28 protein-coding genes and 2 tRNA genes are annotated in these 23,657 nt (G+C 37.6%); 14 read left to right on the top strand and 16 right to left on the bottom strand.

All coding sequences use genetic code 11. The annotated features are described in order from the left end of the window. Window positions 1-36: 36 nt before the first annotated feature. The 11 genes from nhaC to H5157_RS06905 all read right to left on the bottom strand — a co-directional run bounded on the left by nhaC (window position 37) and on the right by H5157_RS06905 (window position 8,540). Window positions 37-1,500: a Na+/H+ antiporter NhaC gene (gene nhaC, locus H5157_RS06955; protein ID WP_002961908.1), complete on the bottom strand. Its 1,464-nt coding sequence runs from the start codon at window positions 1,498-1,500 to the stop codon at window positions 37-39. A 181-nt stretch (window positions 1,501-1,681) separates the two neighbouring features. Next, window positions 1,682-3,706, bottom strand: a complete 2,025-nt coding sequence (gene prc, locus H5157_RS06950; RefSeq protein WP_154903037.1) for a carboxy terminal-processing peptidase — start codon at window positions 3,704-3,706, stop codon at window positions 1,682-1,684. 26 nt (window positions 3,707-3,732) lie between these two features. Further along, window positions 3,733-4,383, bottom strand: a complete 651-nt coding sequence (proQ, locus tag H5157_RS06945) for an RNA chaperone ProQ (protein WP_002961909.1) — start codon at window positions 4,381-4,383, stop codon at window positions 3,733-3,735. Between the two features lie 15 nt (window positions 4,384-4,398). After that, complete coding sequence (locus H5157_RS06940; RefSeq protein ID WP_002961910.1) at window positions 4,399-4,677, bottom strand: hypothetical protein; 279 nt, start codon at window positions 4,675-4,677, stop codon at window positions 4,399-4,401. Further along, window positions 4,677-5,135 carry a GAF domain-containing protein gene (locus tag H5157_RS06935; RefSeq protein ID WP_165723492.1) on the bottom strand — a complete coding sequence of 153 codons (459 nt, stop codon included), beginning with the start codon at window positions 5,133-5,135 and terminating at the stop codon, window positions 4,677-4,679. The genes H5157_RS06940 and H5157_RS06935 overlap by 1 nt, the downstream gene beginning before the upstream one ends. A 128-nt stretch (window positions 5,136-5,263) precedes the next feature. Further along, a complete protein-coding gene (locus tag H5157_RS06930; RefSeq protein ID WP_002961912.1) occupies window positions 5,264-5,644 on the bottom strand; it encodes a hypothetical protein in 381 nt (126 codons plus the stop codon). A gap of 173 nt (window positions 5,645-5,817) precedes the next feature. Next, complete coding sequence (locus tag H5157_RS06925; RefSeq protein ID WP_165723493.1) at window positions 5,818-6,063, bottom strand: hypothetical protein; 246 nt, start codon at window positions 6,061-6,063, stop codon at window positions 5,818-5,820. A gap of 13 nt (window positions 6,064-6,076) precedes the next feature. Then, complete coding sequence (locus H5157_RS06920) at window positions 6,077-6,889, bottom strand: CPBP family intramembrane glutamic endopeptidase (protein WP_154903035.1); 813 nt, start codon at window positions 6,887-6,889, stop codon at window positions 6,077-6,079. A gap of 118 nt (window positions 6,890-7,007) precedes the next feature. After that, the gene (locus H5157_RS06915; RefSeq protein ID WP_259399353.1) at window positions 7,008-7,904 is read right to left on the bottom strand and encodes a LytTR family DNA-binding domain-containing protein; all 897 of its coding nucleotides are present in this window, start codon (window positions 7,902-7,904) and stop codon (window positions 7,008-7,010) included. Between the two features lie 371 nt (window positions 7,905-8,275). Next, window positions 8,276-8,366 (bottom strand) — tRNA-Ser (locus H5157_RS06910). A gap of 83 nt (window positions 8,367-8,449) precedes the next feature. Continuing rightward, window positions 8,450-8,540 (bottom strand) — tRNA-Ser (locus tag H5157_RS06905). A 251-nt stretch (window positions 8,541-8,791) separates the two neighbouring features. Here H5157_RS06905 and H5157_RS06900 point away from each other — a divergent pair. The 7 genes from H5157_RS06900 to H5157_RS06870 are packed head-to-tail and all read left to right on the top strand — an operon-like array spanning window position 8,792 to window position 11,931. Beyond that, entirely contained in the window at window positions 8,792-9,457 is a 666-nt protein-coding gene (locus H5157_RS06900; protein WP_008133668.1) for a Bax inhibitor-1/YccA family protein, read from the top strand. A gap of 55 nt (window positions 9,458-9,512) precedes the next feature. Then, window positions 9,513-9,866 (top strand): sulfurtransferase complex subunit TusD, encoded by a 354-nt coding sequence (gene tusD, locus H5157_RS06895; RefSeq protein ID WP_024596911.1) that lies wholly within the window; start codon window positions 9,513-9,515, stop codon window positions 9,864-9,866. Continuing rightward, window positions 9,863-10,219 carry a sulfurtransferase complex subunit TusC gene (tusC, locus tag H5157_RS06890; protein WP_182696472.1) on the top strand — a complete coding sequence of 119 codons (357 nt, stop codon included), beginning with the start codon at window positions 9,863-9,865 and terminating at the stop codon, window positions 10,217-10,219. The genes tusD and tusC overlap by 4 nt, the downstream gene beginning before the upstream one ends. After that, on the top strand, window positions 10,216-10,482 hold the full coding sequence (locus tag H5157_RS06885) for a DsrH/TusB family sulfur metabolism protein (RefSeq protein WP_008133664.1): 267 nt from the start codon (window positions 10,216-10,218) through the stop codon (window positions 10,480-10,482). The genes tusC and H5157_RS06885 overlap by 4 nt, the downstream gene beginning before the upstream one ends. 3 nt (window positions 10,483-10,485) lie before the next feature. Continuing rightward, window positions 10,486-10,815, top strand: coding sequence for a TusE/DsrC/DsvC family sulfur relay protein (locus H5157_RS06880; protein WP_007375712.1), 330 nt, complete (start codon window positions 10,486-10,488; stop codon window positions 10,813-10,815). After that, window positions 10,815-11,501: a pseudouridine synthase gene (locus tag H5157_RS06875; protein ID WP_165723496.1), complete on the top strand. Its 687-nt coding sequence runs from the start codon at window positions 10,815-10,817 to the stop codon at window positions 11,499-11,501. Before H5157_RS06880 ends, H5157_RS06875 begins: the two co-directional genes overlap by 1 nt. Then, window positions 11,494-11,931, top strand: a complete 438-nt coding sequence (locus tag H5157_RS06870) for an NUDIX hydrolase (RefSeq protein WP_033028398.1) — start codon at window positions 11,494-11,496, stop codon at window positions 11,929-11,931. Before H5157_RS06875 ends, H5157_RS06870 begins: the two co-directional genes overlap by 8 nt. Window position 11,932: 1 nt before the next feature. Here the strand turns inward: H5157_RS06870 and H5157_RS06865 are convergent, their stop codons facing one another. Next, on the bottom strand, window positions 11,933-13,204 hold the full coding sequence (locus H5157_RS06865; RefSeq protein WP_182692963.1) for a sensor domain-containing diguanylate cyclase: 1,272 nt from the start codon (window positions 13,202-13,204) through the stop codon (window positions 11,933-11,935). 361 nt (window positions 13,205-13,565) lie between these two features. Here H5157_RS06865 and mnmA point away from each other — a divergent pair, with 361 nt between their 5' ends. The 5 genes from mnmA to H5157_RS06840 all read left to right on the top strand — a co-directional run bounded on the left by mnmA (window position 13,566) and on the right by H5157_RS06840 (window position 18,529). Further along, the gene (gene mnmA, locus H5157_RS06860; RefSeq protein WP_002962705.1) at window positions 13,566-14,666 is read left to right on the top strand and encodes a tRNA 2-thiouridine(34) synthase MnmA; all 1,101 of its coding nucleotides are present in this window, start codon (window positions 13,566-13,568) and stop codon (window positions 14,664-14,666) included. After that, window positions 14,666-15,268: a high frequency lysogenization protein HflD gene (gene hflD, locus H5157_RS06855; protein ID WP_182724419.1), complete on the top strand. Its 603-nt coding sequence runs from the start codon at window positions 14,666-14,668 to the stop codon at window positions 15,266-15,268. The genes mnmA and hflD overlap by 1 nt, the downstream gene beginning before the upstream one ends. A 31-nt stretch (window positions 15,269-15,299) precedes the next feature. Then, complete coding sequence (purB, locus tag H5157_RS06850; RefSeq protein WP_149602566.1) at window positions 15,300-16,670, top strand: adenylosuccinate lyase; 1,371 nt, start codon at window positions 15,300-15,302, stop codon at window positions 16,668-16,670. Between the two features lie 88 nt (window positions 16,671-16,758). Then, entirely contained in the window at window positions 16,759-17,916 is a 1,158-nt protein-coding gene (locus H5157_RS06845; protein WP_182724418.1) for a cupin domain-containing protein, read from the top strand. A 154-nt stretch (window positions 17,917-18,070) separates the two neighbouring features. After that, window positions 18,071-18,529 carry a GNAT family N-acetyltransferase gene (locus tag H5157_RS06840; protein WP_024594684.1) on the top strand — a complete coding sequence of 153 codons (459 nt, stop codon included), beginning with the start codon at window positions 18,071-18,073 and terminating at the stop codon, window positions 18,527-18,529. 61 nt (window positions 18,530-18,590) lie between these two features. Here the strand turns inward: H5157_RS06840 and H5157_RS06835 are convergent, their stop codons facing one another. The 3 genes from H5157_RS06835 to H5157_RS06825 form a co-directional block, all read right to left on the bottom strand. After that, on the bottom strand, window positions 18,591-19,037 hold the full coding sequence (locus tag H5157_RS06835) for a DUF4826 family protein (protein WP_024594685.1): 447 nt from the start codon (window positions 19,035-19,037) through the stop codon (window positions 18,591-18,593). 117 nt (window positions 19,038-19,154) lie between these two features. Next, window positions 19,155-20,558: a M28 family peptidase gene (locus tag H5157_RS06830; RefSeq protein WP_182724417.1), complete on the bottom strand. Its 1,404-nt coding sequence runs from the start codon at window positions 20,556-20,558 to the stop codon at window positions 19,155-19,157. 174 nt (window positions 20,559-20,732) lie between these two features. Then, window positions 20,733-21,146 carry a hypothetical protein gene (locus H5157_RS06825; protein ID WP_182724416.1) on the bottom strand — a complete coding sequence of 138 codons (414 nt, stop codon included), beginning with the start codon at window positions 21,144-21,146 and terminating at the stop codon, window positions 20,733-20,735. 149 nt (window positions 21,147-21,295) lie between these two features. Between H5157_RS06825 and H5157_RS06820 the strand changes: the two genes are divergently transcribed. Continuing rightward, window positions 21,296-22,093, top strand: a complete 798-nt coding sequence (locus H5157_RS06820; RefSeq protein ID WP_182724415.1) for a hypothetical protein — start codon at window positions 21,296-21,298, stop codon at window positions 22,091-22,093. A 6-nt stretch (window positions 22,094-22,099) separates the two neighbouring features. Here H5157_RS06820 and H5157_RS06815 read toward each other — a convergent pair whose 3' ends face one another. Continuing rightward, complete coding sequence (locus H5157_RS06815; protein WP_182696479.1) at window positions 22,100-22,504, bottom strand: GFA family protein; 405 nt, start codon at window positions 22,502-22,504, stop codon at window positions 22,100-22,102. A 225-nt stretch (window positions 22,505-22,729) separates the two neighbouring features. On the opposite strand from H5157_RS06815, the gene H5157_RS06810 reads away from it, so the two are divergent. Then, complete coding sequence (locus H5157_RS06810; RefSeq protein ID WP_024594956.1) at window positions 22,730-23,566, top strand: hypothetical protein; 837 nt, start codon at window positions 22,730-22,732, stop codon at window positions 23,564-23,566. Window positions 23,567-23,657 lie beyond the last annotated feature (91 nt).

Raw genomic sequence — 23,657 nt, 5'->3', positions numbered from 1 at the left:
AGCAGCTCCTTTTAAGTTAAAAGGAGCTGCTTAAAATTAGGCAGATTGTTTTGGCTTAATACGTAAAATTTTAATGCCTAAGTAGGCATAAACAACCGCTAAAACAGGGTTAATTAAGTTAAAGAAAGCGTAGAGTGCATAATCAAAAGGGTTTATAAGTAAAACGCTTTGCATGTATGCGCCACACGTATTCCATGGAATTAGTGGGCTAGTAATTGTACCGCCATCTTCTAATGTACGAGATAAGTTAACAGGCTTCAAACCACGTTTTTCGTATTCATCTTTAAACATACGTCCCGGTACAACAATCGCTATATATTGGTCGGCCGCTATTACGTTAGTTCCTATACACGTAGCTATTGTCGCCGCAATTAACGAACCTGTGCTTTTAGCTATTTTAAGTATGCTTTTTACGAAAATATCCAAAAGACCTGTTTTTTCCATAATGGCACCAAACATCAGTGCAGTCATAATCAGCCATGTAGTTGTAAGCATACCGGCCATACCGCCACCGCTGAGTAACGAATCCATCTTATCATCGCCGGTACTTATGCTAAAACCATCAAAGAAAGTAGTCCAAACAAGTTTAAAGTAGCCAACTAGCTGTCCTTGAGAAACATCAATTTGGCTAGCAATTAGATCAGACTGAAACAACATAGCCCAAACAGCGCCCACAACAGCACCAATTGAGATAGCAGGAAATGCTGGCATTTTTTTAATAGCTAAAACTAAAAGTACGATTAACGGGATCAGCATTTCAAAACCAATATTAAAGTTTTGCTGTAAAATAGCCGTTATTTCATCAATGCGCCCTGCTTCGCTTGAAGCTGTTGCATTAAACCCCATGAATATAAATATAATCAGTGCAATTACAAAACTCGGTACTGTCGTCCACAGCATATGTTGAATATGCTCAAACAAATCAGCGCCAACAACTGCTGGTGCCAGATTGGTTGTTTCTGACAGCGGGCTTAGCTTATCACCAAAGTATGCACCAGATATAACTGCACCTGCGGTTACTGTTTGCTCAAGTCCAAGACCCGTAGCAACACCTAATAAAGCAACACCTATCGTAGCAGCCGTGGTCCAAGAACTACCAATACTCATTGCTACAATGCCACAAATTAAACAACTCGCTGCATAAAACCAACTTGGATTTATAACTTGTAAGCCATAATAAATTAAAGTTGGTACAGTCCCAGAAAGTAGCCAAGTACCAATTAATGCACCTACCATAAGTAAAATTAAAATAGCACCAAGTGAAAGCGTTATGCCTTCGATCATAGCTTGTTCTAATTTTTTCCATGTGTAACCGTTTTTAAGACCAATTAAAGCCGCTGCAAAAGTGGCAAATAAAAGTGCTATTTGGTTAGGACCGGATGAAGAGTTATCACCGAATAAGTATACAGCCGCGCCAAGTAAACAGATTAATACAGAGATAGGAATTAATGCATCAAAAAACGAGGCAGGTTTGATTGGTTTATCTTCCAATGGCTTCAAAATAGAGACTCCTACACACACTTGCTGTGTGTTTAATTATTATTTTTAGCACGTAAAGCGCATTAATTGAGCGTCATTAATCCAGCTCAACTTTATGTAATCGAAGATTATAACAATTTAGTAAATTTTAGGTAGTAAAAAAGGCGCCAATGCGCCTTTTTTACAGAGGTAAAACCAGTTATTACTTTTTAGCTATACGACCATAATTTATATAATCTTGAGTAATTAATGCAGCCTCTTCCAAAAATGGGTCAAGCTCTTCAATTACTTCTGGTATATCGTCTAAGTTTTCTACCGGATCTTTACCTAAACGCTTAAGACGTTCGTTAGTACGTACAAGTGCACGTGCTTCACCTTCATCTTTTTCTTTAATACGGTCTGCTTCAACTAAAGAGATAGTTTTACGGTCTTTCTCTTCGTTGTATAAGGTAATGTCATTAAATACATAACCAAATTCTGGCTCTGATTTAATTCGTACTTCGTGTTGTTTTTCAAGGTACGTAATAATAGGGGTTAAATTACCTAGTTTTTTATATTTCGCTTTAACAATGCTGTCCCAAGGAAGTGCATTATCTTGCTTACTTTCGCCCCACTGTGCAGGATCAATTGCTGATGGAAACGAAATATCAGGGATAACACCTTTATGTTGCGTACTACCACCGTTAATACGATAAAACTTAGCAATAGTATACTGTACACTACCTAACGCATTATCGTATAGGTCATAAGCACGGCCTAAGCCTTTGTGCTGCTGTACAGTACCCTTACCAAATGTTTGCTCACCAATAATTACAGCGCGACCGTAATCTTGCATTGCTGCTGCGAATATTTCAGAAGCAGATGCACTGTAACGATCAACTAACACAGTTAAAGGGCCGTCATAGTAAGTTATACCATCACGATCTTTTTGCTCTTCTATACGGTTATTTAAAGTATGAATTTGAACAACTGGGCCCTGGTCAAAAAATAAACCTGACAATTGTGTTGCTTCATATAATGAACCACCACCATTTTGGCGCAAGTCGATAATAATACCATCAACCTTTTCTTCTTTAAGCTTAGCAAGTTCTACTTTTACATCTTTCGAAAGATTATTGTAAAAGCCAGGAATTTCAATCACCCCAATTTTACTTGTTAAATCAGAATATTTTGCTTCAAATACTTCTGATTTAGCCGCTCTATCTTCAAGTCTGATTTTATCGCGAGTAATTTCTACAACTTTCGGAGCGCCGTGAGCATCAACACCTTTTAAATACTGTAGACGTACTTTAGTCCCTTTAGGACCTTTAATTAAATCAACTACGTCATCTAAACGCCAGCCAATTACATCTACAAACTCTTCGCCATCTTGAGCAACACCAATAATGCGATCATCAGCTTTAATTTGATCTGTTTTATCTGCAGGGCCTCCCGGCACTAAGCTGCGAATAACAGTGTAATCTTCATCAGGGCTTAATACGGCACCAATGCCCTCAAGCTCTAAGTCCATATCCATTTTGAATTGCTCTGCACGACGTGGCGATAAATAAGACGTATGAGCCTCAATACTGCGTGCTAGCGAATTCATAACAATTTGAAAAGCATCTTCTGAATTTGATTGTACTAAACGTTTTTCTGCATTTTTGTAGCGTTTGGTCAGCACTTCTTTAATGCCTTCCCAATCTTTACCCGTCATTTTTAAACGCAGTGCGTCGTACTTTACACGCTCACGCCAAATTTCATCAAGCTCAGCTTGTGACGCAGGCCATGCTGAATCTTCACGGTCAAAAAAGTATTCATCTTCTTTATCAAACGTCATCTCTTTTTCAAGCAGAGTAAGTGAATACTCGTAACGTTCAAAACGGCGTTTAAGACTTAAGTTAAAAATATCAAACGTAAAGTCTAATTTACCGGTAGTAATAGCGTTATCAAAGTCATCACGATATTGCTCAAATGAGGCGATATCGCTGGCTAAGAAAACGCTTTTATTAAAATCAAGGGATTCGATATAACGATCGTACACTTTACTAGAAAGCTCATCGTTAAATCGAACCGGTGTATAGTGTGAACGAGCAAATAAGCTAGCCACTCGTTTGCTAGCAGTACCATGTTGACTCTCTTGCTTGAGCTGGGGTAAATCGTCAATAGTGACGGCTTCTACAGCAGCAAATAATGAACCTGAAAACAGGGCAGCAACTAACGGAATGAGCGTAAACTTTTTACTCATACACAACTCCTTAATTTATTTACAACTTAAACAATGTATAAGCTGTCAGCTTTGGTTTTAACTTGCATACCTGTTACTAACTCAACATGAACATCATCTTTGTTCACTTCAGTTATTACTGCATTTACAAGTGCTTGGCCAAGTTTAACCTTAACCTTATTATTAACCTTGACCTCAGTTGCTGGCAAAGGTTCAATTTTTCCTGAACGCTTAGCCGGCGCTGCTTTAGCAGGTTTGTTAGCTGCAGGAGCGTTTTTATCGCCTGGTTTGCTAGCATGAGCTGGTTTTTTCTTGAAAGATTTAGAATCAGAATCTTGGCGAGGACGCTGTTGTTTTTTGCGTTTAGCCATTTTAGCGCGGCTTTCTTCCAATGCTTTTTGTGCATGGTCGATATGCTCTTGCTCAACTTTTTCACCTTGATTACCATCAAGATCAATACGAAACTCTGACTTAGTCACAGCTTCTAAATAACGCCAGTTAGACGTGTATTTTCTAAGCGCTTGACGAACTTGAGTCTTACTTACTTTTTCAGACCCTTCAATACGCTCAGCAATATCTTTAAAAATACCTACTTTAAGCGGCTTGATGCCATCTTTTTGTTTAAAACATTGTGGGAATTCTTGATATAAAAATTCCAACACTTCATTAATATCTTTTAGCTTGTTTGTGGTTTCCATTTTAGAACCTATTTTTCACATCTTTTCATCAAGGGACGAATCGACGTAGTGTGTTACCCAGTCGACCAACTCTTCGAAATCGGCTTCTATAACAGCCATATCACCTCGAAGGTGTTCCCAAATACCATTAATTGTTTCATCAATAAATTCACATTCTGAATCATCTGGAAGACGATCCCATGCAATATGAATCAAATCATTGAGCGTTTCCGCTACATGTTCTTCTTCGCCTTCCCAATCGCCGACATCTTGTACAGCAAATAGGTAGTCTTGAACATTTAGCAAATCTTTCATTACAAGCTCGCCTCTAAGCATTTTACTAATGCTTCTAGACCGGCTTTATCGTCAGCATCAAATCGACCAATACTCGGACTATCAATGTCTAGTACAGCAAATACTTTACCATGTTTCATGATAGGTACAACTACTTCAGAATTAGACGCTGCATCACAGGCTATGTGGCCTTCAAAAGCGTGAACATCTTCAATTAATTGTGTTTCTACGGTTGCCGCAGCAGTTCCGCATACACCCTTTCCTACTGGAATACGAATGCATGCAGGGTTACCTTGAAACGGACCAAGTACTAATTCAGTAGGAGAATCCATAAAGTAAAAGCCCGCCCAATTTACATCCTCTAAAGAGGTAAATAACAGCGCGCTTATGTTTGCCATATTGGCAATTACATTGGATTCACCAGCTATCAGCGATTCAGTTTGCTTAACTAATGACTGGTAAAAATCGTGCTTTTGCATACCAAACTACTTCTTATTAAACATACAGTAGCTAAAGGTACTCTTTGTCGTGAAAAATTGGAACCTTTTGGAGGTAAAAAAAAGGAAATCACACCGTTTATCAGTGCGCTTGGTTAATAATGCTGCGATTATTTTTTTGCCGTTTTACGAAGACCAAACAAAAACAGCCCTGCAGCGAATGCTGACATTACACTATTGATCAAAAATATCTCGCCAGTTGTGGCACTTAATAAGTAACTAAATATCGCTCCGCCTAGTAATCCAAGAGTTAATACCCCTGAATAATTAACTTTAGAATACTTAAACATGAGTAAATACCCAGGCACAACAAAAGCAGCCATTGTTAAGCCTACTATGTGTGCATTTGATATAGCAGTCATTAATAAGGTAAGAAATATTGATACAAACTCGCCTTCAAGCGTAAGTGAGTAATAAACACCAAGTAAACTGCCTACAATAACAGGCGATAATAACGAAAGCCCTACGCTTTTTGCTAGCTGATGTTTCATTTAAAATCCTTAATACACAAATCTAAATTCTATGTATAAAGCATGCACCAAGATCTAAAGGTTAGAAACAGAGACTATGGTCGTAATTTATGATTAAAAATAAACCTTATTGCAGTTTGAGCCTATTACTTTATTAATAGGCTCATAAGTTTGGGTTACACTTATCAAAATGCTTATAACTTAGCTATTTTATTTGATAACTCAAAGTGGCGAGATGTTACTATTTCCTCAAGCACTGCTACCCTTTTGCTCAACATCGCTGTTTGTTCCTCTAATTTTGTTATCTTGTTATTATTTAGTCCTTTAAATTTTGCGTGCGCTGCCATTATTGTAGTTTTATAGGAGAAATAACGTTTAGTAATAATAAGAATCAAAAAGGGTGAGCTAAATATAATTATTACAATAAATAATTCTAGCATGGTCGTTTCCCACTCAGTTTAAGTTAGCTTGTTGCGTGTAAAGGCCATTTTTAGTGCATTGAAATAATTTTGATAATGTAACTTCGCGCTGCTTTCCTCGTCGAATTAGCATCTCAACATACACAATACTTAACACAATGGCTGTTGCTTTAAATAAGTTACCTTGTAGATCACCTACTGCGCCACCCGACATACCAAATATTCCGTAAGCTGCATTCATAAAAATATGCATCCACATAGGAAACCAAATACGATAACCACATTCACAATATAGCCACGCAAACCATGTACCTGCTACAGTAGTGATTGCAACCGCCATCAAAGCAGAAATCGCATCATTGCCTTGATAAATATGGCCCAGACCAAATATTACTGAACTAATTAATGCCGCAGGCACAAAGCCCCATCTACAATATTTAAATAAAACACCAAACAATGCAGCCCTAAAAATTAGCTCTTCAAAAAAACCCGCATAAACTGAGCCGGTTATTATTGCTGGTATTGATAGGTTAAGTTCATCACTCAAAAATCCATAACCTATTGCCATAGGAGTACAACAAATAATTGCTGCAAGTGCATAGTTAATAAAACCAGAGGAATTGAGCCCTATAGTTTCAAAAGGCTCACTTTGTTTAAACAAAATAATAGCCGCAATAACTAACGGTCCATATAAAAAAGTATATTTAGCGGGGGTAAATAAAATGCCAGTTAGATTATCAAGTTCAGACAACCAGCTAGACCAACCTTCTCCCCAAAACTGCCTCATTACATAGTGGCAAAATACAAATATAGAAATTATTACAAATGCCTTGATAGCGTATTTCATATCTACTTTTCTCGTTAAGTTGTAAATTTCAACTTAATCTTGGCAATAGTAAAAATACAAAGCGACCTATTAGGTCTCAAATACAAGACGAGGTATAAAGCCCATGTTTTAGGGGGGATTAACATGTTTTTGGGATTAATGACAAAGCATCTTTTATTACTTTTACATAAGAACGAGACACAGGAATTTTAATATCAATTGTATGTAGCGATAATTGCAACCCTCCAGCATTACCACTGTAGTGTTGAATGTTTTGCAGGTTGACCGCATAAGAACGGTGGCATCGTAATATAATTGTATTTTCTGGAAGCTGCTTTAATAAACCGCTAAGAGATACACGTAATAGTTTACGTGAAGTTGAAGCTCCTTCTTGTATTGTTATTTCACAATAGTTGTCTGAAGATTTAATAAATAAAATATGGTGAGGAGCCGTATTAATTTCGTCGTTTTTGTTATCGCCTTTGAGAGTAATTGTCTTTAACTCAACTTCTCTCAACTGCTCTTGAGCAACGCTAACTGTACTTGGCTTAGTTAAATCTATTACATGCCTATTTACCACAAGTAAAAAAATAAGAGGAAATACACCAATACAAAAAATATACCCTACAAAAAGTAATTGATTATGCCAATGCCAAGATCCAAGTACAGCAACCACAAAATACCCATGATTGAATATCGCAGTAATTAAAATATATGTGATAGGAATAATAATTAAACGGTTTAATTTACTTAGCTTAAACTTAAGTAACACTATTTCTATGAAACCTGACAATAGCAAAGCACAAAAGGTTACTAACCCATAGCCAAAAAGCCGCAGAAACTTGTAAGACTCGGTATCGCTTGAAGTGCCAAAAGGTTGAAATACAAAAAGTACAAAAAGCGTTATAAACGAAAACATGACGGCACGATATACAACTAACTTTCTCGAATCTAGATCATCTTTGAGCCACAACATCCTATTTTGCATACCTTTAATCCACCAATATTTAAAAATAACACACATTAATATGTGCATTCCAACTCATTTAAAGTTTTTTGTGATGGTCGTTTTATTAAAAACAAAAATAGGAAGAGAACATCAACGTTTTTTAACATCAGAAGATGATGTGTGAGCAATTCTATCTGCTTTTAAGGTTTTACTAATAAGAGATAAGAGATGTAATACCAATTCGCTTAATTAAGTGATCTATTTAGAGGGCGGAAAAACGTGTTTACAGCTAGGCAATAAATTCACTATTTAGTTGTTCAAAATGAGAATTTTTTAACGCAGGGAGCGACACGTTTAGCCCCGCAAAATGATTAAGTATTATTGCGGATTGGCATAAGTGTACTGATTTTGTTCCAAACACAAAAAAGCCCGCTAAATTAGCGGGCTATTCTGTTATATGGTGGAGAGATAGGGATTTGAACCCTAGATGGGCTATAAACCCATGCCGGTTTTCAAGACCGGTGCATTCGACCACTCTGCCATCTCTCCGATACTGCTAAGTTAAAAGTAAGAGTGTACTAATAACTATTTAAATGAATGATATTTTAATTACCACACACTTATTAAATAAGTGGTGGAGAGATAGGGATTTGAACCCTAGATGGGCTATAAACCCATGCCGGTTTTCAAGACCGGTGCATTCGACCACTCTGCCATCTCTCCGCACGGCCTGCATAATAGGGAAACCCATCCCTTTTGTGAAGCTTTTTTTTAAATTAATTGTTTAAGTGCCTAAAAAACAATTGATTTGTTTAAAGTTAAAACAAAATGTTTTTAATTTAGCCATCAATATACTTTTATTTAAATATTTAACTCTATTGATCTACAAAGGTTTGCCCAAACATATAAGAGTTGGTAATCTAATTTTAGTTAAATTATCGAAACACACACGTTTCACTTAAAGGAGCTCTACAATGGCGTTTAATCAATCGTACAATACCGCGAAACCGGTAATGTCTACCATTGAAACAAACAAGGTACTTAAAAACACCTACTTTTTACTAGCTATGACACTTGCATTTAGTGCAGTTACAGCCGGTATTTCAATGGCACTACAATTACCTTACTTTATGGGAATTGTGTTTACACTCGTTTCGTTCGGTTTATTATTTGTTGTAAATAAAAAAGCAGATACAGCATCTGGTGTATTTTGGGTGTTTGCTTTCACAGGTTTAATGGGGGCAGGCTTAGGTCCATTGCTTAACCATTATGCTGCATTACCTAATGGCCCAATGCTTATTATGCAAGCCTTAGGTTCTACAGCGCTTATCTTTTTTGGTTTATCTGCTTATGCACTAAATACTAAAAAAGACTTCTCATTCATGGGTGGCTTTTTAACTGTTGGCTTAATCGTTGTGATTGTAGCAAGCATCGTTAATATTTTTATTGGCAGTTCATTGATGTTTATGGTGCTTAATGCAGCAGTTGTACTGATTATGTCTGGTTTGATTTTATTTGATACAAGCCGAATCATAAACGGTGGTGAAACTAACTACATTCGCGCAACAGTGTCTTTATACCTAAGCGTATATAACTTATTTACTTCTTTGCTTGCTCTACTTGGCGCAAGTGATGACTAATTAAATAGTTCTGTTAAAATAGCCCCTTTATTGGGGCTTTTTTATTGGAATTGTTTTGGCACGCTTTGTTCTTTCATTACATACACCACCATCCGATCACGATACCACGCAACGCATAGTTAAATTTGCGAATGCATGTTTAGCCCAAGGGCACACCATTGATGCTATTTTTTTATACCAGCAAGGTATTTATCATGCATCTACCCACTTTGATTTATCCTCAGACGAACTTCAAATTTCAGCACTTTGGCAGCAACTCGCTGATCAAAAACTAAATTTAATGCTGTGTGTTACCGCCGCGCAAAAGCGCGGGTTAGATATTAAAAACACAGGTGTATTTAAAGTCGCAGGGTTAGCTGAATTTGCAATGCTTGCAAGCGACGCAGATAAATGGGTGCAATTTAAATGATAAACGTATTAGTAATGAGTCAGTGCAGCCCATTTGACGATTTAAATATTCGTGATGCACTAGATATGACATTGATTTTTGCTGCTGTTGACCAAAATGTAAGTTGGTTGTTTAGCGGCCCCGCCGTTTTAGCTTTAAAAAAGCATCAGCAACCAAACAATATTGGCTTAAAAGACCTTTTTAAAAATATTAAAACACTCGAAATTTATGATGTTGAAAACATTTTCGTGTGTGAAAAATCATTGCTTGATTATGGTTTAAATAAACATGATTTACTCATAGAGGCAAAAGCTCTTAACTTTAGTCAACAACAAACACTAATTAAAGCGCAGCAACATGTGGTGAACCTATGAGTACGTTACATATTTTTTCAAAGCCGCTTAACTATTACTCGGCAAATCAGCTTGAGAATTTAATTTTATCAGGCGATAAGGTACTACTTGTTGGTGATGCCTGCTTTGCAAAAAAACAATTTAGGCAATTTGCAGATACACTGTTAATACTTGAACAAGACGCGCAAGTACGTGCAATAAAATTAGCAGATAACGATAAAGCAATTAGCTATGAAGACTTTGTGGCACTCACTTTATCAACTAATCAATCAATTACGTGGTAACTCATGCTTGAATTTAACAACCAACAGATTGAAACCGACAAACAAGGCTACTTGCTCGACCATACTTTATGGTCAAAGGAGCTGGCGCCTGTAATTGCTACTCAAGAAAACATCACACTTAGTGAGCAACACTGGGAAGTCATTAATTTTGTTCGTGATTTTTACATTGAATATAACACCAGCCCAGCAATTAGAATGCTTGTAAAAGCAATGGCTAAAGCACTCGGTGAAGATAAAGGAAATAGCCTTTATTTATATAAATTATTTCCTAAAGGCCCAGCCAAGCAAGCAACAAAAATTGCCGGATTACCAAAACCAGCTAGGTGCATATAATGAGAGCTAAATCAGGCAATAATCAAGCAACACAAACCAAGCCAAAAAGAAGTACTGGGCGTACTTATTCACGCAGTGCACTTAACAAAACGCCATCTGGTAAAAGAGAAATAAAGCCGCAGATAGCATCTAAAGACAGAAAAATTGTGTTATTCAACAAGCCGTTTGATGTGCTATGTCAATTTACGGATGACGCAGACAGAAAAACGCTTGCAGAGTTTATACCTATTAAAGAAGTTTACGCAGCAGGAAGGTTAGACAGAGACAGTGAGGGTTTATTGCTTTTAACAAACTGTGGGAAACTACAAAACACCTTAACTGCTCCTGATAAAAAAACGAATAAAACCTACTGGGCACAAGTTGAGGGTGAACCAACGAGTGAATCAATTAATGATTTATGTAATGGCGTAGAACTTAAAGACGGGCTTACACTCCCCGCTAACGTTAAAATAATTGATGAGCCAACAATTTGGGCGCGTAATCCCCCTGTACGCGAGCGAAAAGCAATCCCTACCACTTGGCTAAGTATTACCATTAATGAAGGTAGAAACAGACAAGTTCGTCGAATGACCGCGCATATTGGACACCCTACACTTCGCCTCATCCGCTATAGCATTGGCAACTATACGTTGGATGATATTAATTGTGGTGAATACAAAGTAATTAAGGGCGTAGTTGATGCATAAACCGCATGTCACGGTTGCAGCAATAGTAAAAAAGCAAAATGAGTTTTTACTTGTAAAAGAGCGCGATAAATTTACAAAGCAAATTTGTTACAATCAACCTGCGGGTCATTTAGAGCAAAATGAGACACTTGCACAAGCTGCAAGCAGAGAGCTACTAGAAGAAACAGGCTTAGCGCTTGCGCCTATTGGTTTTTTAGGTGTTTATAATTTGCATGCCGATAACGCAGTGCACTATTTGCGATTCTGCTTTTTATTTGAAGCACCTAATAATATAAAAGCACCAACACCAATAGATTCTGACATTATCAGCGCTAACTGGCATACATTAGAGCAAATAAAATCATTACCGCTTAGGAGCCCTTTAGTGCTCAAGTGTATTAACGACAGCCTGAATCGACCAGCGTTAAGCTTAGAGACTATTTATAATTGATTTACTCAGAGCTTAGCGCTATACAATTACGCCCTTGTTTTTTAGCATAATACAGGGCGTTATCAGCGGCTTTAACAAAGCTGACTTCATTACTATTTGTATAGTTGCTGATGGTATTAATACCCATACTTATAGATAAAAATCCGGTAAAGCTATCCTGGTGAGCAATAGCTAAGCTTTCTACAGCTTTTTGTATTTGCTCAGCTATAAACAACGCTCCTTGCCTATCCGTTTGTGGAAGTAAAACAACAAATTCTTCTCCACCATAGCGAGCCACAAAATCTTCTGGGCGACTAACCGTTGAAGCAATTTTTTGAGCCACGTCATATAAGCACGTATCGCCCGCTACATGCCCATACCGGTCATTAAATTGCTTAAAATGGTCAATATCAATAATAATCATCGATAGCATGCCTTCGCATTCTTTTGCTCGTTCAAACTCATGCGTTAGCTTTTCATCAAACCGACGCCTATTCGCAATTTTGGTTAATGCATCCAAAAAGGCCATATCCCTGAGTATATCTTCTGCTTCTAAGCGCTCTGTTGCATCATTAAAAACAGCTAAAAACTCTTCACCTATATCAATCCCTGAAATTTCCATCATCACTTGTGAGCCATCACGACAAGAAACTCGATAGTTATTTGCGGGTATGTCGTTATTGTTACTTAGTGCCTTTTCAAGTGAGTCTTGCCACAGCTCTTTTGCAAGTGCTCTGTATTGGGGATCTGGATACGCTTTTTCCCACCATGATTTAAGATTTGGCACATCTTCTACTGTATAACCAAAAACATCTACAAAACGTTGATTAACTTTCAAAATATCACCCGTCTTGGCACATACATTACATACTGGCATTGGCAAAACGGTAAATAACCTAGCGTAGTGACTTATCTCATGTTTGCGCATAGGGTTGAGTGTACTTTGAGGTAAGTAACTCATTGGCATATCATTTTTTTCTATACTAAGCTTTTCGTCCATTTCTAAAGCGAAATACCATTCAAGCCACCAGTGCTCTACATGATCAAGCACCTTTAACTCAACGTTTTTTTTAACTGTTGAACCTTTTATTAAGCTAAATAACTCATGTACATGGTTTGGCTCTTGGTAAATATGAGGGTTTTTGAGTTTTATTAACTCATAAAAAAGATGATAGGCTGATTTTTTAAACTCTGTCGTTTTGCTAGAAAGTAATTCGCTATCCACAAAATCAGGTTTTCGTGTGTAATGCTCAACTAAAGAATTTATCTTGTTTATTTGATAGGCATAATTCATATATTCATTCCATTGACTATATTTCAAGCGGCTTTAAAGTGGTTTACATTCATATACTCACCACTATTTTATTTTTATTAAGTGTATATTTACTCTAGTAGTTTTAAAAGAAAATACTATTAATAAAACTCAATAACTACATGAATTATTCTATAGTCTTAATTTATTAGTAAAGATCACTTTAATATTACTAAAGTTACAGCCTGATAATGCGTTTAAGTCTAGTTTGCTATTTGTTATACAAATAAAATAGTGACAAATTATGTCCTTTGCCGCCCTACGCTCTTTAAGCACAAACAAAATACATGCTATAATCGCGGCCTTTCCAAGTTAACAGCAATCTGTATAAGCGAAATTATTCATGAGCGAAAATAGTCACATTAAAGTCATTGTTGGCATGTCCGGCGGTGTTGATTCTTCTGTATCTGCATATTTATTACAACAACAGGGCTACCAAGTAGAAGGCCTGTTTATGAAGAACTGGGAAGAAGACGACAATGATGAATACTGTGCCGCCGCTGATGACTTAAAAGATGCACAAGCCGTGTGCGACAAATTAGGCATTGAGCTTCACACAGTAAACTTTGCTGCTGAATACTGGGATAATGTATTTGAGTACTTTTTAGCAGAGTACAAAGCGGGTCGTACGCCAAACCCAGATATAATGTGTAATAAAGAAATTAAATTTAAAGCCTTTTTAGAATTTGCGGCTCAAGCACTCGGTGCTGACTTTATTGCAACCGGACACTACGTTCGCCGTGAACTTCGCGATGACAAATACGTAATGTGTCGCGGACTTGATAACAATAAAGATCAAAGCTACTTCTTATATACCCTAAGCCATGAACATATTGGCCAAACGTTATTCCCTGTAGGCGATATCGAAAAACCAGAAGTGCGCCGCATAGCAGAAGAACAAGACCTAATCACTCACGATAAAAAAGACAGCACCGGAATTTGCTTTATCGGTGAGCGTAAATTTAAAGACTTTTTACAAAAGTTCTTACCAGCGCAACCTGGCGTTATCGAAGACACTGACGGTAATAACGTAGGCGAGCACGAAGGCTTAATGTACCACACACTTGGACAACGCAAAGGCTTGTTAATTGGTGGTATGAAGGAAGGTTCTGGCGAACCATGGTACGTAGTTGATAAAGATTTAGAACGTAACGTACTTGTTGTTGGCCAAGGCAAAGATCACCCTCGCCTATACAGTAATGGTCTTAATGCAAACCAATTACATTGGGTAGACCGCGTTGGCCCTAAAGGTACCACTCGCTGCACAGTTAAAACACGTTACCGCCAAGAAGACTTAAGCTGTACCCTACTTGTAGGTGAAGACGGCATGGCTCGTGTATTATTTGATGAACCACAAAAAGCAGTTACGCCAGGTCAATCTGCTGTATTTTATGCAGAAGATGTGTGTTTAGGTGGTGGTATTATTGACTCGGTGATTAAGTAATGAATGAACACCAAGTCATGGCGCTTGCCGCCATGTGCCAGGTTGCTAAGCAAGTTCAAAAAATTGCCCAGTACGGCAGTAATAATGAGCACGACTTAGAAGTATTACTTTCAAGCATTATTCAAACATCACCGGCATCGCCAGAAGATGTTTACCAAGGTACTGACAACTTACGTGATGGCTATAAAACATTAATGGCGCAGCTAACTGCTGGCGCTCAAAAAGATGTTGAAATAGTAAAATACGTAGGTGGTTTGATGCAGCTTGAGCGAGCACTAAGTGCAAACGACAAAAACTTAAACGAATTAGGCAAACGAATTGATGATATTCATCGTCGTTTAGATCATTTTGCTATTACCGACGAGAGCGTTGTTGCCGGTTTAGCAGATATATACTCGTCGGTGCTGAGCCCCCTTGGGCACCGAATACAGGTTTATGGTAAACCCGAGTTATTAAAACAGCAGCCCACTCAAAATAAAATCCGTGCGTTATTATTAGCCGGCATTAGAAGTGCAGTATTATGGCGACAAATGGGCGGTAAACGCCGTCACTTTTTCTTTGCAAAAAGAAAAATACTCGCCATTGCTAAAACAAAAATTTAACTATCGTTCAAACTAAAATTTAGGAGTTATTATGGAGCTTTCAGCGTTAACGGCTATCTCTCCAGTGGATGGTCGCTACGGCAGCAAAACCACTGAACTACGCAGTATTTTCAGCGAATTTGGCTTAATTAAATACCGCGTAATTGTTGAAGTGCGTTGGTTGCAAGCGTTAGCTGCAGCAAGCGATATAAAAGAAGTACCTGCATTTAGCGAAGAAGCTAATGCACTTCTAAACGCCATTGTAGATAACTTCAGCGAAGCTGATGCACAGCGCGTTAAAGATATTGAACGCACTACAAACCACGATGTTAAAGCGGTTGAATACTTATTAAAAGAAAAAGTAGCCGATAACAGTGAGCTTCATGCAATCAATGAATTTATTCACTTCGCTTGTACTTCAGAAGATATTAACAATCTATCTCATGGTTTAATGCTTAGCGAAGCACGTAACAAGGTTTTGCTTCCTTATTGCGATGAGCTTTTAAGCGCAATTAAAGAAAAAGCGATTGAGTACAAAGCAATCCCAATGATGACTCGTACTCACGGGCAACCAGCTACACCATCAACGATGGGTAAAGAGTTTGCTAACGTATACATGCGTTTAAAGCGTCAACGAGACCAAATTGCTCAAGTAGAAATGCTAGGTAAAGTTAACGGTGCTGTTGGTAACTACAACGCTCACCTTAGTGCATACCCAGATTACGACTGGCATACTCACGCAGATAAATTTGTATCAAGCTTAGGTTTAACACTTAACCCATTTACTACACAAATTGAACCGCATGACTATATTGCAGAGTTGTTTGACGCAATTGCACGTTTTAATACTATTTTGCTCGATTTTGACCGTGACATGTGGGGTTACATCGCACTTAATCACTTTAAGCAAAAAACAATTGCGGGCGAAATTGGCTCATCTACAATGCCGCATAAAGTTAACCCAATTGATTTTGAAAACTCAGAAGGTAACTTAGGTTTAGCAAACGCTATTTTTGCTCATCTTGCACAAAAATTACCAGTTTCTCGCTGGCAGCGTGACCTTACCGATTCAACGGTATTACGTAACTTAGGTGTAGGTATGGGTTATGCGATCATTGCATACCAATCAACACTTAAAGGTGTAAGCAAGCTTGAAGTAAACGAGCAACGTTTAGCTGACGAGCTTGATCAAAACTGGGAATTGCTAGCCGAGCCGATTCAAACAGTTATGCGTAAATATGGTATTGAAAAGCCATACGAAAAACTTAAAGATTTAACACGCGGCAAACGTGTAAATCAAGAAATAATGGCTGACTTTATCGATGGTCTTGACCTTCCAGAGCACGCTAAAGTAGAAATGAAAAAACTAACACCTGCTAATTACATTGGTCGTGCTGTTGAGTTTATTGATGATTTAGTTTAAAAACTAAATTGCTCTTTTAAAAAGCGAAAGGATCATCCTTTCGCTTTTTTTGTTTTAACCCCATTGCACTAACTAGTAGGCATAATGTATGTATCATTTAAAAATAAATAATTTGTCTGAGCAAGAGTTTTTAAGCCATTTTTGGCAAAAAAAGCCGCTTTTAATCAAACAAGGTTTTGCTGATTTTCAAGACCCACTTGATGCTAATGAACTTGCCGGTCTCGCAATGGAAGAAAGCATAGAGTCACGTATTATCACCAATCATAAAAATGATTGGCAAACGCACCAAGGTCCATTTGAAGACTTTGAAAAGTTAACAGACGAAAATGCCACCTTATTAGTGCAAGCTGTTGATCATTGGCATCCTGAAGCTGCACAACTACTAGAACCATTTAGGTTTATTCCAAACTGGCGCATAGATGATTTAATGATTAGCTATTCAACGCCTAATGGTGGTGTTGGCCCACATTTAGACCAATATGACGTATTTATTATTCAAGGCGAAGGTAAACGTCATTGGCGCGTAGGCCTGCCCGATCCAACACTTAAGCAGTTTGCTCAAAACAAAAAATTACTGCAAGTAGAAGCATTTGAAGCCGTAATCGATTGCATATTAGAGCCTGGCGATATTTTATATATTCCACCAGGGTGCCCTCACGAAGGTTACGCTGTAGAAAATGCACTAAATTATTCAGTTGGTTTTAGAGCGCCAAACCAACAAGATTTATTGTCGAGCTTTGCCGATCATATTATTGATACCGAGAGCGGCCAAAAACGTTATACCGATCACAACATCACATTAAGAAAATCAAAGGGTGAACTTACAAACCTTGAAGTTGATAAAGTTAAAACATTGATGGCGGCACTTTTAGAAAATGACGATTTATTTAAACAATGGCTAGGCTCAACGCTTAGTCAGCCCAAACATGAAATGGATTTAGCGCCAGTAGAGCCTCCATTTACGTCAGAGCAAATAAGCGATGATTTAAGTAATGAAGAAGCTGTGTTTGAACGCTTAGGTGGCACACGCGCTATTTATCAGCAACTCGATACAGAAGTTTTACTAAGTGTAAATGGCGAAAATTACGCTATGCCGTTAACCGACTTAGCGGCGGTTAAACTACTTACCGATAATACTGAGTTTGAAAGTTCAGCATTAAATTTAACAAAGCCAAGTTTAGTTTTTACTCAAACTTTTACTACACTTGTTAATGAGGGGATCTGGTTTAATATAAACCACGAGTAATAATACCAATTATATTAATAATGATGAGCATTTTACAGCGTAAGATATTATGTATACAGGTCAGTTAAAATTTTTAATTTTCATCTAATATTGGCTTAAATAATTTTGCTGTGATTGCTTACTCATTCTAATTTGGTATCAATAGGAGTTTGCAATGGGCTATCTGGTTGATAAGGTTGAATGGGATATAAAAAAAGATATGCTACAAAAAATTCGAGAGCGGGTTTTTGTTTACGAGTTACATATCCCCAAGCATATCGAATTTGATAGCCTAGATAAAATTGCATTACATGTACTTGTTACAGACGATGCAAACTGCCCAATAGCAACAGGTAGATTATGTAAAGATGGCTTAATCGGCAGAATAGCTGTATTACCTGAGCACCGTAATCGCAAAGTATATAAATCGCTTCTCAACTTTATTGTAGAATTAGCGTCAAACCAAGGTATTGAAGAAGTAAGCATTAATTGTATTTTAAATGAAGTAGAGCGTTTTAAGCGCAATGGCTTTATTCAGCAAGGGAATGTATTTATGGAGGCGGGAATTCCTAGGCAACGTATGCAATGCCCTGTTTCGGCGTTTAATACTACTCCCTTCACACTTGTCCATTAGATAAAGAAAAGGGCGATAAATAAGCTATCACCCTCTCTTTTTTACTTAACCCAAACCGTCGTTACTTTGCCTCATTTGCCCACAGCGGCTCATTATCATACATTTCGTACAAGCCATGTGCTCTATTGATAAGTAAGTTAGCAAAGTCTACCTGTGTTTTATCACGCGCGCCTGTACTCATAATCTGATCCGCTTTTAATTGCCACTGCAAAGAAAAGTAACGCATTGCATCACGAGCATCTGTAGCTGCACTTACTTCAGCATGATCTGTAGGTAACCGCCCTGTTACTACCCAATATGTTTTACCGTTCTGTGCTTTAAATTTCCACATTGCACAAAGTGGTGCTAAAAATCGACTGTCTTTATCAACTACTGATTTTGGCATAATGCCCTTTTCGGCTAAATGCTTTTGCGCTGTTTGAAAACATTCGCGTTGCCACTGCATTCTTTGCTCATCAGTTATAACTTGTTCTTTTGCTGTTAACGGCTTTTTTTCTTGTTGCTGCATTTTTATTAACCTTTTACTTCTTTTTTAACACTCTAAGGGCTTAGTAAATAAGGTGCAAGTATAAAACGGTCATTTGCACCTTAAAGCGCTCTGTTTGCTGTGTTTTTAGCCAAACTATTATTTTATATTGTGATCAAACGAACCCACATCACCCGGAAATACTACTGGCGACTCAACACCGTCTTTACTGACAGAGGCTACACCAAAGTAATAATTATCAATCACTACGTTTTTAAGTGTGTACTGTGAAACCTTACCAACGTATTTACTAAACTGCCATTGCGGCTCGCTCGTGTAACGCCAATAAATTTTATAGCCAGCAATATTTTCATCACTGCTTTGTTGCCATGAAAACGACGTATCAGCTGTAACAGCTCCCTTTATTTTAACTTCTTTTGGTGGTGCGGGCGCCCACGCCATAGATGCCATCGTTACCGCATTAAGTGAAGTTAACTTAGCTGTATAATCAAAATCAACGCCTTCAATAGTATCGCCATACTCAACGCCATTTTCAGTGCGTAAATCTTGATGCTGACGATCGTAGTGCTCGTTAGTTTCCATAATACGCACTGCTGCAAAACCTGCATCATTAAATGGACGATGATGCCCACCACGGCCAAATCTATCTAATCGATATACAAGCATCGTATCTAAATTAGGAATGTATCTGTCGGCAACGGTATCAATATAACGTGCTAAATTGCGGCTCGCCGAGTCAACTTCACCACCTGTAAAGCGGCGAGTATTAGCTTGCGCCTTGGTTTCTACAACACGGGTGCCTTCAGAGAATATACGTGCAGTGGTGTTATCGGTTACACCATTAATTCCGGTAATGTTACCAATCATATCGTTATTTAAAACACCATGAACTTGCCAGTTAAGCTTTTGCGCATAAGCCGTTAATATTTTTCCGCCAAACAAACCCTGCTCTTCGCCCGAAAGCGCCGCGTAAACTACCGAACCATTAAATTTGTATTTACTTAAAACACGAGCAGCTTCAATTACTCCCGCCACACCTGATGCGTTATCATTTGCCCCAGGTGAATCACTCGTAAAGTCCATAACATCACTTACACGAGAATCTATATCACCCGACATAATCACCATGCGATTAGGCTCACTTGACCCTCGTTGAATAGCCACAATGTTAACCACTTCAACAGGATTAGGAATGCGTTTTTCGCCCGATATAGTGTCCTTTACTTCAATGATTTCCAAACAACCGCCACACTGCGCGGATATTTTTTCAAATTCATTTTTTATCCAGCGCCTAGCCGCACCAATGCCTCGAGTATCCGATTTAGTTTCTGAAAGCGTATGGCGGGTACCGAAATCCACCAGCGTTTGAATGTCACTACCAATACGTTCGGCTGATACTTGAGCTGCTATGTCATGTAATTTTTGCTGTTCTGTGTATTGAAGTTGTGTTTTCCCATGTGCTGATAGTGCAAGTGTGCAGGCACCTGCAATTGCAGTAAATTTAAGTAACGTTGTTGTGATTTTCAAAGGTGTTTTAAGCATCTATTAGCTCCTAATTATTATAGTGTAACCATTACTTAACTAAGGTTTTATGGCAATACATTTGAGGTAGATGCAGAAAGGAGCACGCTAAAGCGCATTTACAAGAGGTTATTAGGATAGTAAGAAGCCCACTACCTTTTATAGGTACTGGGCCAAAATTTATTATGCATACTTTTAATAAGTGGTTTTAATATCAAATTCTTTCAAAAAGGCCTCATGTACTCCTAAGCTTGCAAGCACACCAGCAGAAAACATAAATATTAATACAAATGCTAAACAGATCAAAAACTCCGAACTATTTTCAGGATTAATATAGTAGTTAAGTAAAAAACCACTCAACACACCTATAAAAGCTATTTTGCTAAATAAAAAGTAACTCGGGATCTCAAATGCCCAAACTGAGGTATTGTTTACAAACTGCCTATATCCATACGTCATAAAAGCCAACATACCAACAATACTAATTGCAAAAGTAGACACTGTGGTTAATACGCTCATATTTTTATAAATAAGCACATACCCTAATCGTAAAGAATAGATAAATACCGCAAACCACGCTAAAACAGCAGGCCCTAGAATCAATCCCATTTCCAATCCTTGAATAACGTCTAAGTAATTAATTGCTAATACAATATTATATTTAGAGGTTAAATTACAAACCTTGTTACACAATAATCTATAAAAAAATGCGATTTTCGTGGCACACTGTAATTGTGTATACATTAATAGTTTAAGTTATGCGTCAACTAAAAGAAGATACAATTAAAAGTAACCTTATTGAGTCGCAGCAAAGCGCGTACGGCCCCGTATGCGTGTATCAAAATAAAGAATATCGGTGGTTAACGCTTGCACAAAAAACCAATGAAGACATAACAATTCAAGGCGTTATGAACCTTACGCACCCAGAGCAAGTAATAGTACCTGTAAACCAATGTATGATGTTATTTTTACTTAAACCGGTAGATACACCAAATATATTAAATTTAGGTTTAGGCACTGCAGGGTTTGAGCGAATTATGTATCACTTGCAAAGTAGTACGCCTTACATAAACACCATCAATACATTTAACACGGTAGAAATAAACCCAAACATTGCCTTAATTGCTGCACAGCACTTTAAGTTACCAATTAAGCACAGCAGCTATTTACAATGCGCCGAACAATATATTACCCAATGCCCTGATCACTTTAACGTAATCACTATCGATATTTTTAGTGGTGAATATCATCAGCCTTTTTTAACCAGCGATAGCTTTTGGCAAAATATAAATCGCTGCAGTGAGCAAAATACGCAAGTAATCATTAATTTAAACCCACAAACTGGCCAAGAGCTGCAAATGCTTTTAGTACTTTTAAGGCAACATTTTAAGTGCTTAGCGATAATAGAGTTTAACGAATACAAAAATATAGTGATCATACTAAGCCAGCAAACATTAATGCATATAAACGTTGATGAAATACAAAACTCACCGGTGTTTATAAACTTTGCGCCAGACCTTTATAAAAGTATTAACAGCATTTACCACATTGAATGAAACGCTTTACCGCCCAGGTTCATGTTTTTCATAGCACGGTAAGCTTGTTTCTAACTTCTCCCAGTTAGCTTTAGACGTAACAAAATTATGCGATAAAACCTGCTCAGTAATATCGCTATCAAATATTCCTAAACGAATTCGTATTCTGCTTTTGTCATCACTGTTGCTACTGTAAACAGGCGAGCCACAACATCTACAAAAATAACGTGTGCGCCCTGCTTTAAAACTATATTCACTGAGTCGTTCTTGACCTTTTGTTATTGTAAAGTCACTTGTATTTACAAAGCCATTGGTTGCAAATGCAGTCCCGCTGTTTTTTCTACACAGTGAACAATGACAATGAATAATGCTGGTTATACTGCCCGACACTTCAACGTTTACTTCACCACACAAACACGAACCCGTATACATATAACATCCTAACTATTAAATTATTTTTATACTCAGTTAAAATTTGCTGAGTTGATTTTATAAATACAATAACAACATTATATTTCTCAAGCTCTATTAAACCATAACTTTTGTTTTAGTGATTGACATAAAAACATTAAATTGGTTACATAACCTTTACTTTAAAGTTATAGCCAAAACAATAATTGGTTAACCAAAAACATCTAAACTTACTGAGACCCAATTATGCATTTTAAACACATGTCACTTTTATGTTTGTTAAGCGCGTTAGCGTCGTGTTCAACCATTCAAAAAAATACATCGAGCGATTGGCTACTTATTGATAATTTTGAAAACTCTCTTAGCGACTGGCAAAGTGTCGATACCCAAAATGAAACTAAGCCACAGGTCAAAAACCCTCAAATCACGGTTATACAACCAGAACAAACAAACTCATCAATAAATCATTATTTACTAAAAAAGCCTGCACGCGATGGCATTGTTGGAAATCGTAAAGCGCTTTCTTATACAAAACTTCCACAAGCGGTTGAAGTTGGCGCCACCTACACATTTTATATGCGTATAAACGTGGCTGCGTTTCCTAATAACCATGCTTTTGGATTGAGTAACCTTTCTCCAGCGCTAATAAATAAACATGCGTACGATGCGTTTGAGCCAACACTTCGCGTAACCGATAAAACAGAATCAAACGGGTTTGTAAACGATGGCGCTTTAATGGTTAAAACCGACAGCGGATATAGCAACATTCAAAACTACACTACAAAACAGTCAGCTAAACCTCTGCAAACAAATACTTGGTACGACGTATGGTACGTTGTTAATAACGCAGCAGCCTCAGAGCAAGGTCAGCAATATGATGTTTACGTAAAAGGTGGTGAGTTTAACAGTCAAACGCTGGTATATAAAAATGCACAATTTAGAATGAAGCGCGAACAACCTCTTATATACTTTTTAGCAAACTGTAATACAGGCCCAATTAAAAAGCCTTACGGAAATGGTGGTCTCAGATATGACGATTTATACATGAGCGAAGGAATAAACCTAAGTAACCCAACGCAATAAATAAGAATAATACTCATAATTAGTGCCCTACAAACCTGCATTTAAAAATACTTAAATGGTATGATACTCGTCATTATTTGCCATTTAAGTT

Source organism: Pseudoalteromonas sp. SG43-3, assembly GCF_014164385.1.
In the GTDB taxonomy this organism is placed as follows: domain Bacteria; phylum Pseudomonadota; class Gammaproteobacteria; order Enterobacterales; family Alteromonadaceae; genus Pseudoalteromonas; species Pseudoalteromonas distincta.
The sequence above is the reverse complement of the archived record's forward strand: the minus strand, read 5'-3'. Positions and strand labels throughout refer to the sequence as shown.